Below are 14,877 nucleotides of genomic sequence, written 5' to 3'. Positions count from 1 at the left end.
GGTGAACGCATTGGCGAAGGCAAGCAGTCAAGGTTTGACTGGCAGACAAAAAGCAGCAATTTTGTTGATTACATTAGGTCCGGAAGTATCGGCTCAGATCTTCAAACATCTGCGTGACGAGGAGATTGAGCAATTAACGTTGGAGATTGCCAACGTTCGCAAGGTTGATTCTTCCGAAAAGGACATGATTATGGCCGAGTTTCACCAGATCTGTCTGGCGCAGGAATATATCTCTCAGGGCGGTATCAACTATGCGAGAGAAATTTTGGAGAAAGCTCTGGGTTCATCAAAAGCACTTGAAGTCATTAACCGTTTGACAGCTACACTGCAAGTCAGACCGTTTGACTTTGCACGCAAAGCGGATCCGAATCAAATTTTGAACTTTATTCAGAATGAAAGTCCGCAAACGATTGCGCTGGTTCTCTCTTATCTTCAGTTCGAACAGGCTGCAGCGATTCTATCATCTTTGCCACAAGAGAAGCAGGCAGATGTCGCTCGCCGGGTGGCGGTTATGGATAGTACTTCGCCAGAAGTTATCTCTCAAGTGGAACGGGTTCTGGAACAGAAGTTATCTTCTACTGTAACGCAGGATTACACCAATGCAGGTGGTATTGAATCGATCGTTCAAATTCTGAATGGAGTCGATCGTGGTACAGAGCGTACCATTTTGGACTCACTTGAGATTCAGGATCCGGAGCTTGCTGAGGAAATCAAAAAACGCATGTTTGTATTCGAAGATATCGTCAATGTGGATGATCGTTCTATCCAGCGTATTATTCGGGATATTGACAACGCTGATCTGCAACTCGCACTCAAGGTGGCAAGCGAAGAAGTTCGGGATGCGGTGTTCCGGAACATGTCGAAGCGGATGTCCGAAACATTCAAAGAAGAGATGGAGTTCATGGGTCCTGTGCGATTGCGTGATGTTGAGGAAGCTCAGACACGCATTGTAGGCACGATACGCAGATTGGAAGAAGCCGGTGAGATCATTATCGCACGCGGTGGAGGAGATGATATCATTGTCTAATTTGATTAAATCTTTCCAGTATGTTCCCGTTGATGACCACAAAAAACTTGAAAATCATCATCATTATGGTGGTGACGAAGAGTCTGAGACGGAATTATCCGGTGATCGTGCTGAAGGTTCTGAAGCAGAGACGCTTCAAGCACGCGTGGACGAAGAAACACAACGTCTTACCGCAGAAATGCTGGAAGATGCCAAGGAGTTTGCAGAAAAGCAAGTACGTGAAGCTTCAGAAGAGGCAGAGCGCATGCTTCAAGAAGCCCGTGAACAGATCGACAGCTGGTGGCAGGAACAACGACAACAGGATGAACATCTGACCGAAGCGCTTCGTTCACAAGGTTTCCAACAGGGTTTTGAAGAAGGGAAAGTACAAGCTGAAGTAGATCTCCAGGTGCAGATCGATAAGATGATGATTGAAGCTCAGGAAGTGCTCAAGGAAGCTTATGTAGCTAAAGATCAGATCATTCAGGAAGCCGAACCGTTCCTTGTGGATCTCGCTTGCGGGATTGCTGAGAAAGTCATTGATAAGCAACTTACCATTGAACCTGATCATACATTGGAATTGATTCGTCAGAGTTTGTCACGTAAACGGGAGCAGGGGTTAATCACGCTTTGTGTGGCACCCGATCAGTTTACATTTGTACAGGCAGCTCGTGAAGAATTGTCTCTGTCTATTGATTCTCAGGCAGAACTGCAGATTTTGCCTGATTCAACCGTCAAAGATAAGGGATGTGTTATCCGTTCTTCGTTCGGAAGTGTAGATGCGAGAATAGATACACAGCTTGCTGAGATTAAAAAAGAACTGGTCCGCATAGCACTTGAGGATGAGGAGCGAAGAAATCAACATGAAGGTTCTTAGTTCACAGCGATATATGGAACATTTGAAGCAATTCGATCCTGTTCGTATTAACGGCAAAGTTACTCAGGTCATTGGTCTCATGGTGGAGTCAGAAGGGCCAGATGCAAGTATTGGTGACGTATGTTATATCTATCCTGGTAAATCGGCCAAGCCTCTTCAAGCCGAAGTCGTTGGGTTTCGGGATAACAAAGTGTTGCTTATGCCGCTGGGTGAACTTCAATCCATTGGTCCTGGTTGCGATGTAGTAGGTACGGGCAAGCCATTGGGCGTTCAGGTAGGTTCCGAATTGCTCGGTAAAGTATTGGACGGACTTGGACAACCGCTGGACGGCTCACTCCTTCCATCAAGAATGCCAATGTACTCCACCTCCAATACTCCGGTCAATCCAATGGATCGTCCACGTGTACTTGAAACGATGGGTGTTGGTGTAAGAGCTATCGATGGATTGCTGACCGTAGGTAAGGGACAGCGTGTGGGCATTTTTGCTGGTTCCGGTGTTGGTAAGAGTACATTGATGGGCATGATTGCTCGTAATACAGCAGCGGATGTTAACGTCATCGCGCTTGTGGGTGAGCGTGGACGTGAGGTGCGCGACTTTATTGAACGGGATCTGGGTCCGGAAGGACTGGAACGCTCCGTAGTCATTGTTGCAACTTCAGATCAGCCTGCTCTGATTCGGATTAAGGGAGCAGTTATTGCGACCACGATTGCAGAGTATTTCCGAGATCGTGGAATGAACGTGATGCTCATGATGGATTCGGTCACTCGATATGCGATGGCACAAAGGGAAGTTGGTCTGGCCGTAGGTGAACCTCCGGCAATGAGAGGATATACGCCATCGGTTTTTGCAAGTTTGCCCAAACTGCTTGAACGAGCGGGTACAGGACCTACAGGCTCGATTACAGCCTTTTATACGGTGCTGGTTGATGGTGATGACATGAATGAACCGATTGCGGATGCGGTAAGGGGTATTCTGGATGGCCACATTGTGTTAAATCGATCCATTGCGAATAAAGGACATTTTCCAGCGATTGATGTTCTAGCCAGCATAAGTCGTGTTATGAAGGATATTGCTCCGGAAGAGCAGTTGGAAGCTGTTAATAATATGAAACGTTTGATGGCTGTGTACAAAGAATCGGAAGATTTGATCAATATTGGGGCTTACCAGCGGGGATCCAATGCAGCCATAGATGAATCGATAGACCAGATTGATAGTATATGGAACTTTACCAAACAGAAAGTCGACGAGAAAGTCACCTTAAGTGAAGTACAAGAACGTTTGATTCTTGAATTTGCAAGGAGATGAATGGGTAAACGATGAAATTTCGATATCATTTCCAGAAAGTTGTTGACCTGAAGAGTAATGAAAAAACACAGGCAGAATGGATGTTATCCACAGCGATCGGTAAACTTCAGACGGAGGAAGAACATCTGATACAACTTCTTAATGACAGAAGTAATCTGGTCGCCATTATCCAATCTGCTACGAAAAATACAGCGTCTGTGAACAGTCTGCAGGAAATGCAGCGTTATGTACATCACCTTGACGAGTGCATTTCACGCAAAAGCAGTGATGTTAAACATGCTCAGGTCAATGTGCAGCGGAATCAGACATTTCTCAACGGTAAGATGATTGACGAAAAAGTATGGCTTGGAGCGAGAGACAAGGCAAAAATCAAATTTCAGCAGGAGATGCTCCTCCGGGAACAGAACGATCTGGACGAGATGGCTACTGTACGCTTCGCTGCCAAAGCCGGACGCGCGAATTGATGTGAGCCGGAAGCGAAGTTGTCTCGTGAAGGAGGAATGAACGATGGCTGTTAAAGATGATAGCGACATGGAAAAAGAGTCGGGAGGCGGTTGGGAAAAGTTTCTCATGATTTCAATCCCGATTGTATTCACCGTAGTTTTGCTAGGTGTATTACTTACCCTATTTAATGTAGATATTCGTAATAACTTGTTTGAATTCGCCAACAAAATACCGGTAGTCAAGGAATGGGTACCTGATCCTGTACTGGATCCGGAGAAAGAAAAGCTGGAGAAGAGTGAGCAGCAGGTTGAAAGTGCTGAAGCCACAATCGAAAAGCTGAAGTCCCAGGTGACGGCTAAAGAAACAGAGCTCAAAGCAGCACAGGCAGCGACAACCACCGAAGCGAAGAAAGCAACGGAGCTTCAGAAAAAGTTGGATGATGCGGAAAAAGCGGCTGAAACGGCTGTAACAGCAACGCCTGAAACGGAATCCGATTATCAAAAGCAAATAAAAGATTTGGCTAAAATGTATGCTGATATGAGCCCGAGCAAAGCTGCACCGATCCTGCAAAATATGACGAATGAAGAAATGGTTTTGTTATTGAATGCCATGCAATCATCTGCTCGGACCAAGGTGCTTGAAAAGATGGATCCGAAAACAGCAGCCGATGTGACCATGATGATGAAGGATGCCAAACCGTCCGGCGATCTGGCACTGGATGCACTGCAATCCCGATTGAAGAAGGAAACCGCAGCAACTTCAACTGCATCCACAACGACAAGCAAAAACCTGGATAAAAATCAGCTTAGTCAAACATTTGCTTCGATGTCTGCTTCAAGTGGTGCCAAGTTATTATTGGAAACATACAAGTTAAGTCCTGATAAAACATTGACCATCCTGAATTCGGTAGATGATGCAACACGCTCTCAATTGCTTGAGAACATGTCTTCGGAGGACTCGGTTGAAACTGCAAAAATTTTGAACAGATTAATGGGCAACAAGTAGATCTCATTACACTGAACTAACCGAGAGGAGGTGAAAATAAATGTCGATTGTATATCAAATGGCATCCACAGCATCTGCAAAAGCAACAGGAACAGGTCAGGCGACTGGAGCACAATCGAAAGGTTCAGCTGCAGGGGCTAACGGTGAATTTCTCCAAACTCTTGCACAATCGTTATCTGGAGGAAACACAGAAGGTGATAGTTCAAGCGCTGCTGGAAGTTTAACTGCTAATCCGCTGATGTTTTCCTTTGCTGCGAGTGAAGAAGGGGAAGCGACATCAATCACGGATATACTGAATTCGTTGTTCACGGACTTGGATTCACTTGATGAAGCTTTGGAAAATGATCCAGCTCTACTTGCAGGTTTACAAACTCTGATTCAACAGATGTATACACAATTAAGTAGTCCTTCAGGTTCTAATGCGGAAGGCTCCGACGAGCTTTCGAACGGAGCGGAAAGCATAAATACAGTACCTGCAATTGAACTGTCTCAACATCCGGCAGCAGTACGTTTTGTTCTGCAGGATATGCTTACACAATTAGTAGCCGGAATGAATGATCCTGAGAGTAACGTTGCGAAGAACGCTCCGGAATTCAAGCAACTACTACAATCTCTGCAGGGGCAGCTTCAAGAGGCTGGAGTGGATACTAGCCATAACAAAGGATGGACTCAACTGAAATCCATACTGGAAACATTGACTGCAGTTAAGGATCAGACTGCACAAGTCGCTCCAAGTACTTCACTTCAAGCACCCAAACAGGATTCGGTCGTACCTCAGGTTCTTGTTGCGGCAGTGGCAAACACTGGAAGCCAGGTAAAAGATGAGACGGAGACGACATCTGCTTCGAATGCAGGTGGAGAAGTCGAACACTCAACGATCATTACTGCGGGAGAACTGTCCTTGCGTTCATCAGGTACAACAGCAGGGAAACCGGCTGAACCTGTAATGCAAACATCACAGTTTGCCAAAGAAATGACACAGTTTGTAGTCAACAAGCTGGATATTGTGCAGCAAAAAGGATTTTCCGAGGCGACTATCTCACTGCGGCCTGAGCACCTAGGGAAGTTGGATGTTCAAATCACCTTGCAGAATGGGCAGTTGGTTGCACGGTTTATGACTGAACATACGATGGCCAAAGATATGCTTGAACAGCAAATGACACAGCTGCGTTCTTCACTTCAAGCCCAGGGAATTCAAGTGGAACGACTTGAGGTTACCCAGAACAGTTCAATCGGATCACAGATGTACCAGGACGGAGGCCGTCAGCCGGGAAGTAATTCTCAGCAACAACGCCGTTCGCGTGAGCGTGAGGAACAATCGGATGAGGCTATAGCTACAGCAGGAATTCAGGAAGAATTGCGTAACTGGCGTAGCGAACAAGTCGATGGCAATGAATTACAAAGAGATACGTTTAGTGCAGAGGCTTAAACAGAAATGAGGTGAGCAAATGGCTAACGAAATTGTTTCAATGAATAATACCTGGCCGAATTATTCGGCAGCCAATAAAGCAACCACAAGTGCTGCAACAAAAGAATTGGGTAAAGATCAGTTTCTAAAAATCCTGATTACCCAGCTGCAAAATCAAGATCCTATGCAGCCGATGGAGGATAAGGAATTTATCGCTCAAATGGCACAGTTCAGTTCCGTGGAGCAACTGGTCAATATTTCTACACAGCTTAAAACATTGAACCAGTCACTTGGTGCTGTATCCGGCATGATTGGCATGGAGGTAAGTTGGCTTTCTTCTAATAAAGATGACAACGGAACTCTTCGTCAGGGTATTGTGGATTCCATCATTGTAAGAGATGGTGTTCAATACGCAAAAGTGGGCAACGACGAGATTAAGCTGGATGAGATCATTCAGGTGAATTATCCAAAACAGGCAGAAGAGAGTCAAACTCCGGTACAGAACGTTCAAGGCGTAGCCCCTGAAACGAACGAGAGTCAGGAAGTTGAATCATCCGCTGAACCGGGTGATACGGAAGATAGCGGGAAAACGATATGAGTGATCGCATAACGGTTGGACAATTATATGCAGGCCCGATTACACCGAATATGCTTCAAAGACCCAAAACGGGAGAATCATCGGCTGTCCCGGAAAAACCCTTTGCCAAGGTGCTGGAAGACAATCTTCTGAAATTGAGCAATCATGCTGCCAAACGATTGGAACAGCGAGGTATTGAGCTCAAGACCGAGCAAATGGAACAGATTGGTTCTGCGTTGGACAAAGCTGCTGCCAAAGGAGCTAAAGAGTCATTGATTTTAATGCAGGATATGGCTTTTATCGTCAATGTCAAAAATCGTACTGTGGTTACAGCTATGGATAGTGAAAGCATGAAGGATAATGTGTTCACTCAGATTGATAGTGCCGTAATCATTTCTTGACCGGCTGGCCCTTCTCGGGAGCCGGAATGCCGCTGACCGACTGATGCGGTAACCAAATGAAGACTGGGAGGATTTTTAAAAATGTTGAAATCAATGTACTCAGGCGTTTCCGGGATGCGGGGTTTTCAAACAAAACTCGACGTAATTGGTAACAATATTGCGAACGTAAACACGGTTGGCTTCAAAGGCAGTCGGGTTATGTTCAAAGATATTATGAGCCAAACGACCGCGGGGGTAACTGCCCCGACTGATGCTCCCTCTGGTGGTGTCAATGCAAAACAAATCGGTTTAGGTGTATCGGTAGGATCTATAGATACACTGCATCTCGCAGGAAGTCCTATGACTACAAACAATCCGACGGACTTGCGTATTAACGGAGATGGCTTTTTCCTTGTCTCCTTGGGTGGAGATCAGGAAATTCCTTACTTGACACGTGCAGGGGATTTCCATGTTGATGCTGCTCGAAATCTCGTAACTTCAGATGGTTTGTTCGTCTTAAGTAGTGAGGGAGAGCCTATTACAATTGGGGATGATGTTGTTTCGTTCACCATCGGTCAGAACGGTATGATTAACCAGACTATGGCTGATGGAACAATTGAAGGTGATACTCAGATTGGAATAGGGAAGGTAGTTAACCCAGAAGGATTGGAAAAAATAGGCGGAAACCTATATCGTATGACAGCTAACGCTAATCCTGACGGTACTCTTGACCCATTGACAGCAAACAGTGCTGAGGACGGAACAGGAGCGATCATTGCTGGACAGCTCGAAATGTCAAACGTGGATCTGACTGGTGAATTTACTGAGATGATCGTAGCTCAGCGTGGATTCCAGGCCAACTCCCGGATCATTACAACGTCGGATGAAATACTTCAGGAAGTTGTTAACCTGAAACGTTAATAGCTGATTCATGAATTTTTTAAAATGTGGGGGAGCGTGCTCCTCCCACTCTGATCAAGGGGGCTTAGCATGATTTCGGTTACGCGGTTAAATGGTTCTCCCATGTGGTTAAATGCGCTGATGGTTGAAATAGTGGAAGAGACGCCTGATACGTATATTACTCTGGTAACTGGAAAGAGACTGATTGTGCTTGAAAAAGCCGATGACGTTATTTCCAAGATTAAAGATTACAACCGTGAAATCGGGGTTCAGGCAGCCACTATTAAAGTGCAGCAAACGGAGGAATCCTGATGAAAAAAATGATGCCCTGGCTTGCAACCATGTTGCTTGCAATAACACTCATTGTGGTGGTTGTGTTTGTATTTATGCAAGGACAGAACGGGAATAAGGACGACACACATACGGCAGCAGCTTCAGAAAAGAAGATGACTGCGGATGAGATTGTAGAGGTTTCCTCTGAGCTTGGAGAAATTAAAACCAACTTGGCTGATACGGATCATGTTGTAGTTGTCAGCTTCTCATTCAAGTTGTCAGACAAAACAGCCAAAGAAGATTTTGAGAAAATAAAAGAAATTACAGTGAAGCCTATTATCATTCAGACGTTTGCGGATACAAAGTCTGAGGAGCTGGCTACAGCGAAGGGTCGAGTACAATTTAATGAGAGATTGACGGGACTAATTAATGAAGCTTTACCTGAAGGTAAGTTGAGCAGCACCAGTTTTTCAGCTTTTGTAATGGCGCCAATGTAAATGAACAGAACACGCTGTAGACCTGTAAGGGGGTGAGAACATGGTGGATGTATTATCACAAAATGAGATTGACGCCCTATTAGCAGCCCTTTCTTCTGGTGAGATGGATGCGGAAGAATTGAAGAAGGAAGAAACTCAGAAGAAAATCAGATCGTACGATTTTAAGCGGGCAGTGCGTTTTTCCAAAGACCATATCAGAAGCTTGACTCGTATTCATGAAAACTTTGCACGCTTTCTCACCACTTATTTTTCAGCCCAACTGCGGACGTTCGTTCAAATCAATGTCGTTCAGGTCGAACAGTTGCCTTATGATGAGTTTATCCGTTCTATTCCTAAGATGACGATATTGAACATTTTTGAAGCGGAGCCACTACAGGGACGAATGGTGATGGAAGTCCATCCGAACGTGGGATATGCGATGTTGGATCGCCTGCTTGGTGGAACCGGGAGCGCTCCGACAAAGATTGCATCGATGACGGAGATTGAAACGACCATCATGGAGCGAATATTCAGCCGTGCATTTGAAAGTTTGCAGGAAGCATGGAAGACCGTGTTGGATATTTCTCCAAGGATGGAAGCGCTCGAGACGAATCCTCAATTTATGCAAATTGTATCTCCCAATGAAACGATTGCTCTGATCTCGCTCAGTACCAAAATTGGTGACACGACAGGCATGATCAATCTATGTATACCGCATGTCGTTCTTGAACCTATTATGTCACGGTTGTCCACCCATCAGTGGTTTGTTTCGGAGAAGAAAACCAGAGCTCCGGAAGAATATGATGCTTTAAGAGAGCGTGTGAACAAAGCCAAATTACCCATCGTTGCGGAATTGGGAGAATCCAGAATTTCAATTGCAGAATTTCTGGGTCTGTCCGTTGGTGATGTCATTACGTTGAACAAACCAGTGGATGAGGGACTTTCCATTAAAGTGGGTGACAAACTGAAATACATGGGCAGTCCGGGGACAATCAAGGACCGTGTGGCTGTGCAAATAGACGAGATTGTCACCGAAGGAGTTGAAGAATTTGACGAGTAAGGATTATTTATCCCAAGAAGAAATCGATGCTTTGCTCAGGCAATCGGAGTCGATAAACAGCTCGGAGCCCGCTGAAAAGACGGTTGATGATTTTTTGACCGAGCTGGAGCAGGATGCCTTGGGGGAGATTGGTAACATTACATTTGGTAGCGCGGCAACAGCCTTATCCACGCTATTGGGCCTCAAAGTAGATATTACAACACCTAAAGTTTCTATTATTAGTCGAACGCAGTTTGAAGAAGCCTTTCCCAAGCCGCATGTTGCCGTTCATGTGAATTACGTGGATGGATTTGAAGGCATTAACTCGCTTGTTATCAAGAAGAGAGATGCTCAAGTCATCGCTGATTTGATGCTGGGTGGCGAAGGAAATCCGGTCGATGAAGAACTGAACGAAATCCATATTAGTGCAGTACAGGAAGCAATGAACCAGATGATGGGTTCATCTGCAACTTCAATGTCCACGATTTTTAATCGTTTTGTGAATATTTCTCCTCCGGGAATCGATATTCTCAACTTGGAGAGTGGAGAAGGTGTAAGTAATCTCCCGGCAGATGAGACTCTTATCCAAGTTTCATTTCGTTTGTTAATCGGGGATCTGATTGATTCCAATCTGATGCAGTTGCTTCCAGTGCATTTTGCCAAAAACATGGTAGATATGTTGATTGGAGGTGCTCAGGAGTCAACTGCCAGCGCACCAGTGGCATCAACACCTGAACCTGCACCAGCACCCGTACCCGCAACGCCACCACCAGTGGCTGAGCAGCCGCCCGTTCAACACCAGCAGCCCCCACAGGCTCCTCAGCAGCCTGTTCAGGACTATAACGGATATGGACAGACTCCGATGGGGATGCCGCAAGGAATGCCGCCACAGCAGCCGTATGGCATGCCACCGCAGCAACCTTACGGTGCACCTCAACATTATGGTGGAATGCCAAATAGGAATGTTAACGTACAACCAGTTCAATTCGCCAATTTACAAAATGGGGCGTATGGTCAGGTAGACGAAAACAATTTGAATTTATTGATGGACATTCCCCTTAAAGTCACCGTAGAATTAGGAAGGACCCAGAAGCAAATTAAAGATATTTTGGAACTGTCACAGGGTTCGATTGTCGAACTGGATAAGTTAGCCGGGGAACCTGTCGATATTTTGGTGAATAACAAACTGATCGCCAAGGGAGAAGTTGTCGTTATCGACGAAAACTTTGGTGTTCGTGTTATAGATATCGTTAGCCAATGGGACCGAATTCAGAAATTACAATAAGCACAATTTAGGGAGGACTTGAATCAAGATGGCAAACCGAATTTTAGTCGTAGACGACGCTGCATTTATGAGAATGATGATCCGGGACATTTTGTCCAAAAATGGATATGAGGTTGTTGGTGAGGCACAGGATGGTTCACAAGCCATTGAGAAATTTAAAGAGCTTCGTCCGGATCTGATCACAATGGATATTACGATGCCTGAGATGGATGGCATTGCAGCTTTGAAAGAAATCAAGAAGATTGATGCTAACGCTAAAGTGATTATGTGCTCTGCCATGGGTCAACAAGCAATGGTAATCGACGCTATTCAAGCAGGTGCCAAAGACTTTATCGTTAAACCGTTCCAATCTGATCGGGTTATCGAAGCGATTAGCAAGACACTGGGCGTTTAAGAGACATGATGATGGCTCAGGGTGATATACCAGGAGGAGCTGGCGCGGGAACCAATTATTATTTACAGCTTGTATGGGTGATTGTTGTCCTGGCCGTCATCCTGGCCCTTATTTTCTATCTGATCCGGTTCTTAAACAAACGGAATCAGCAGTGGTTACGTCATGGCACGATTCGTACCCTGGGCGGGGTTGGACTGGGGCAAAACAAGTCGCTGCAAATTATGGAAATTGGTGGCGTTGTATATCTGCTTGGTGTAGGTGAAGACATCCAGTTGATAGACAAGGTTTCGGACCTGGAAGAGGCGCAAAGAATCATTGATTCCTTCGAACGGGATGCTGCTTCACAACAAGGGAATCTCTCACCTCTCATTGCCAAGCTCACAAAACGTTTCCGTAGAGAAGAACCGCCGAGGGAAATGGAACTAGAGGACACAACTTCTTTTCACGAAATGTTTGAATCCAAACTTCGGCAGATGCCTAACCGTAAAGAGAAGATGGAAAAGCTCCTGGATAAAGACAATACTACAGATCGGTCGAGGGATTCATGAAGAAAAAGATTTGGTTAGCGTGTTGTTTATTAGGACTTATCAGTCTGGCATCTGTAACGGTTGCCTTTGCCGAACCTATTCCGAATATTGATATTCAGATTGGGAACGGAGATGGAGGGACACCAAGCACGAGTTCACTGTCCATTATACTGTTAATTACGGTGCTTAGTATTGCTCCGGCCATGCTTGTGCTGATGACCAGTTTTACTCGGATTGTGATTGTACTAGGTTTTGTACGTACATCTTTGGGGACACAACAAATGCCACCCAATCAGGTGCTGGTCGGTTTGGCGCTATTTCTGACACTTTTCATTATGTCGCCAACGTTGTCTTCCATAAATCAGGTAGCGCTTCAGCCCTATCTCCAGGGAGATCTTACCCAAACCGAGGCACTTGAAAAAGCAGCGGATCCGATAAAGAAATTTATGTTTAGTCACACCAGAGAAAAAGATCTTCTGCTGTTTATGAAGTACAATCAGACTGAACAACCCAAGACTTATCAGGATATCCCAATTACTGTTATGGTGCCGGCATATGTAATCAGTGAGTTGAAGACAGCATTCCAGATGGGATTTATGATTTTTATTCCGTTTCTGGTTATAGACATTGTTGTTGCGAGTACACTCATGGCAATGGGCATGATGATGCTTCCGCCGGTCATGATCTCATTACCTTTCAAAATACTGCTCTTTGTCCTTGTGGACGGATGGTATCTGGTTGTCAAGTCACTGTTACTGAGTTTTAACACTTGATCCGGAAAGTTAAAGGAGGACGGTCATGACTTCGGAATTTATTATCGGTCTGGCCGGGAAAGCGGTATACACGTCATTGCTGGCCAGTGCACCCATGCTTATACTAGCTCTGGTTGTAGGACTTGCAATCAGTATTTTTCAAGCGACAACCCAAATTCAGGAACAAACATTAGCTTTCGTGCCAAAGATTGTTGCCGTACTTTTGGCGGTACTTTTGTTTGGACCTTGGATTTTGAATATCTTGGTCGATTTTACGTTTAACATTCTCGATAATCTATACAGATACATAGGGTAGGCTTTAGCAGATGGAGACATTATTGCAAAGTTTCCCTGTCGCTCTGCTTATGTTTTGTCGAATCACATCATTTTTTGTAACTGCGCCGGTTTTTTCGGCTCGAAATGTACCAGCTTCAGTTAAAATTGGACTCTCTGCTTTTGTCACATTGACCGTATATATGACATATGGCATAAACCAGACAGTACCCACGGATCTGAGTTATATTTTGCTCATCATCAGAGAGATTCTAATAGGTTTGCTTTTGGGATTTGTTGCGTATCTATTGATGACAGCTGTACAGACAGCAGGTGCTTTTATTGATATACAAATTGGTTTTGGTATTGCGAACGTATATGATCCAATGACAGGTGCTTCAGCACCGCTTACAGGTAACTTCAAATATGCATTCGCAGTGCTTTTATTCTTAACCATGAATGGACATCATTATCTCCTGGATGCCCTTGTATACAGTTATCGCTGGATCCCGTTGTCGAATGTATTTTTCATAAGGCTGGCCGATGGAAGTATTGCTGAATTTTTGATTCGTACGCTAGGTGAATCGTTTATGCTTGCGTTTCAGATGGCTGCACCTATGGTAGTTGCGTTGTTTTTAACGGATGTAGGATTAGGATTTTTGGCAAAAACAGCTCCTCAATTTAATGTGTTTGCTGTCGGAATGCCGCTTAAAGTGCTCGTCGGGCTTGCTATTTTGCTTTTGCTGGTTCCCAGCTTCGCCTTTGTATTTGGTCAATTGTTCGAAGTGATGTTCAGATCCATGGAAAAATTGCTTGGGACCATTGGGCAAAGGCCGGGATGAGTGAAACGGAGGACAAGATTCGAATGAAACTTCAACTCGACCTCCAGTTGTTTTCAGGGGAAAAGACGGAGAAAGCTACCCCAAAAAAGAGACAGGATACACGTAAAAAGGGACAGGTTGTCAAAAGCATGGAGATATCAGGTGCCTCGATTCTCCTGTTTACCTTTTTAATCATGATGGTTTTCAGTGATTTTTACAAGGAGCGTACGGTTCGACTCTTCACGGATATCTTCATCAATCGGTTGAGCATGGAAGTCACTGATGAAAATGTAATGTCGCTTATGATGCGATACGGTATAGAAGTGATGTTGTTGCTTGCTCCTGTTCTGCTTGGTGTAGCATTAGTTGCTCTGATCGTTAACTACATGCAGGTAGGTTTTCTACTTGTAGGTGAAGGTTTAAAGCCGAAGCTGGAGAAGTTGAATCCGATTAAGGGATTCAAAAATATTTTTTCTCTTCGTTCGTTGGTCGAATTTGCTAAATCCATTTTGAAGATGACCATCATTGGTTATCTTGTGTATAGCACAATCACAAGTTACCAGTCCGATATTGCTTCACTTTCTCATTTTTCAATGGATGCCATTTTACATTTTGCTGCTTCAATTACTTTAAGTCTTGGAGTCAAGATTGCGGTAGCTCTGTTGGTACTTGCGATCTTTGATTACATGTATCAGAAATATGATCATGAGAAGAAGATCCGTATGTCCAAGCAGGACATTAAGGATGAGTACAAAAAAATGGAGGGTGACCCGCTGATCAAAGGTAAAATCCGGGAACGTCAGCGTCGTATGGCTATGCAGCGTATGATGCAGGAAGTACCGAATGCGGATGTAATCATTACGAACCCAACTCACTTTGCGGTTGCATTAAAGTATGAAGGTTCCGAGATGGAGGCACCACAGATTATTGCCAAAGGTCAGGATTATGTTGCCTTGCGAATCAAGGAAATTGCCAAAGAAAACGGTGTTATTACGATGGAAAACAAGCCGTTAGCACGGGCGTTGTTCCAGAGAGCCGAGATTGGTGACGCCATACCGGCCGATTTGTTCCAAGCGGTAGCCGAAGTGCTAGCTTATGTATATAAACTAAAGGGCAGAACGAAATAAAAGGGGA

Annotated in this window: 19 protein-coding genes; all 19 read left to right on the top strand. The window is 44.7% G+C overall.

Annotated elements, in window-relative coordinates; translation table 11 throughout:
- The first annotated feature begins 10 nt into the window (after positions 1-10).
- The 19 genes from fliG to flhB all read left to right on the top strand — a co-directional run bounded on the left by fliG (position 11) and on the right by flhB (position 14,870).
- Complete coding sequence (gene fliG / locus MKY73_RS18670; RefSeq protein WP_047842476.1) at positions 11-1,027, top strand: flagellar motor switch protein FliG; 1,017 nt, start codon at positions 11-13, stop codon at positions 1,025-1,027.
- Positions 1,020-1,883 carry a FliH/SctL family protein gene (locus MKY73_RS18665; protein WP_253433768.1) on the top strand — a complete coding sequence of 288 codons (864 nt, stop codon included), beginning with the start codon at positions 1,020-1,022 and terminating at the stop codon, positions 1,881-1,883. Before fliG ends, MKY73_RS18665 begins: the two co-directional genes overlap by 8 nt.
- Positions 1,870-3,189: a flagellar protein export ATPase FliI gene (gene fliI / locus MKY73_RS18660; protein WP_339241579.1), complete on the top strand. Its 1,320-nt coding sequence runs from the start codon at positions 1,870-1,872 to the stop codon at positions 3,187-3,189. Before MKY73_RS18665 ends, fliI begins: the two co-directional genes overlap by 14 nt.
- 11 nt (positions 3,190-3,200) lie before the next feature.
- Positions 3,201-3,653 carry a flagellar export protein FliJ gene (gene fliJ / locus MKY73_RS18655; RefSeq protein WP_339302985.1) on the top strand — a complete coding sequence of 151 codons (453 nt, stop codon included), beginning with the start codon at positions 3,201-3,203 and terminating at the stop codon, positions 3,651-3,653.
- 43 nt (positions 3,654-3,696) lie between these two features.
- A complete protein-coding gene (locus MKY73_RS18650) occupies positions 3,697-4,638 on the top strand; it encodes a kinesin (RefSeq protein WP_339302984.1) in 942 nt (313 codons plus the stop codon).
- A 40-nt stretch (positions 4,639-4,678) separates the two neighbouring features.
- A complete protein-coding gene (locus MKY73_RS18645) occupies positions 4,679-6,067 on the top strand; it encodes a flagellar hook-length control protein FliK (protein ID WP_339302983.1) in 1,389 nt (462 codons plus the stop codon).
- A gap of 19 nt (positions 6,068-6,086) precedes the next feature.
- Positions 6,087-6,644 (top strand): flagellar hook capping FlgD N-terminal domain-containing protein, encoded by a 558-nt coding sequence (locus MKY73_RS18640; protein WP_339260439.1) that lies wholly within the window; start codon positions 6,087-6,089, stop codon positions 6,642-6,644.
- Positions 6,641-7,024: a TIGR02530 family flagellar biosynthesis protein gene (locus MKY73_RS18635; protein ID WP_339260441.1), complete on the top strand. Its 384-nt coding sequence runs from the start codon at positions 6,641-6,643 to the stop codon at positions 7,022-7,024. Before MKY73_RS18640 ends, MKY73_RS18635 begins: the two co-directional genes overlap by 4 nt.
- A gap of 81 nt (positions 7,025-7,105) precedes the next feature.
- Entirely contained in the window at positions 7,106-7,924 is an 819-nt protein-coding gene (flgG, locus tag MKY73_RS18630) for a flagellar basal body rod protein FlgG (protein ID WP_036609361.1), read from the top strand.
- Between the two features lie 69 nt (positions 7,925-7,993).
- Entirely contained in the window at positions 7,994-8,215 is a 222-nt protein-coding gene (locus MKY73_RS18625; RefSeq protein ID WP_076208897.1) for a flagellar FlbD family protein, read from the top strand.
- Positions 8,215-8,673: a flagellar basal body-associated FliL family protein gene (locus MKY73_RS18620; protein ID WP_339241590.1), complete on the top strand. Its 459-nt coding sequence runs from the start codon at positions 8,215-8,217 to the stop codon at positions 8,671-8,673. The genes MKY73_RS18625 and MKY73_RS18620 overlap by 1 nt, the downstream gene beginning before the upstream one ends.
- A 40-nt stretch (positions 8,674-8,713) precedes the next feature.
- Positions 8,714-9,712 carry a flagellar motor switch protein FliM gene (fliM, locus tag MKY73_RS18615; RefSeq protein ID WP_253433786.1) on the top strand — a complete coding sequence of 333 codons (999 nt, stop codon included), beginning with the start codon at positions 8,714-8,716 and terminating at the stop codon, positions 9,710-9,712.
- Positions 9,702-10,976, top strand: a complete 1,275-nt coding sequence (gene fliY / locus MKY73_RS18610) for a flagellar motor switch phosphatase FliY (RefSeq protein WP_339241591.1) — start codon at positions 9,702-9,704, stop codon at positions 10,974-10,976. Before fliM ends, fliY begins: the two co-directional genes overlap by 11 nt.
- A gap of 28 nt (positions 10,977-11,004) precedes the next feature.
- A complete protein-coding gene (locus MKY73_RS18605) occupies positions 11,005-11,370 on the top strand; it encodes a response regulator (RefSeq protein ID WP_017689175.1) in 366 nt (121 codons plus the stop codon).
- An 11-nt stretch (positions 11,371-11,381) separates the two neighbouring features.
- Positions 11,382-11,918 carry a flagellar biosynthetic protein FliO gene (locus MKY73_RS18600; protein WP_339308659.1) on the top strand — a complete coding sequence of 179 codons (537 nt, stop codon included), beginning with the start codon at positions 11,382-11,384 and terminating at the stop codon, positions 11,916-11,918.
- The gene (fliP, locus tag MKY73_RS18595) at positions 11,915-12,670 is read left to right on the top strand and encodes a flagellar type III secretion system pore protein FliP (protein ID WP_315936325.1); all 756 of its coding nucleotides are present in this window, start codon (positions 11,915-11,917) and stop codon (positions 12,668-12,670) included. Before MKY73_RS18600 ends, fliP begins: the two co-directional genes overlap by 4 nt.
- Before the next feature lie 25 nt (positions 12,671-12,695).
- Complete coding sequence (gene fliQ, locus MKY73_RS18590) at positions 12,696-12,965, top strand: flagellar biosynthesis protein FliQ (RefSeq protein WP_047842485.1); 270 nt, start codon at positions 12,696-12,698, stop codon at positions 12,963-12,965.
- A gap of 10 nt (positions 12,966-12,975) precedes the next feature.
- A complete protein-coding gene (gene fliR / locus MKY73_RS18585) occupies positions 12,976-13,764 on the top strand; it encodes a flagellar biosynthetic protein FliR (RefSeq protein WP_339241596.1) in 789 nt (262 codons plus the stop codon).
- Positions 13,761-14,870, top strand: coding sequence for a flagellar biosynthesis protein FlhB (gene flhB, locus MKY73_RS18580; protein ID WP_339241598.1), 1,110 nt, complete (start codon positions 13,761-13,763; stop codon positions 14,868-14,870). Before fliR ends, flhB begins: the two co-directional genes overlap by 4 nt.
- Positions 14,871-14,877: the final 7 nt, after the last annotated feature.

It is taken from the genome of Paenibacillus sp. FSL R5-0519 (genome assembly GCF_037974275.1).
Taxonomy (GTDB): domain Bacteria; phylum Bacillota; class Bacilli; order Paenibacillales; family Paenibacillaceae; genus Paenibacillus.
Note: the sequence above shows the minus strand (reverse complement) of the source record. Positions and strands in the feature narration are given on the sequence as shown.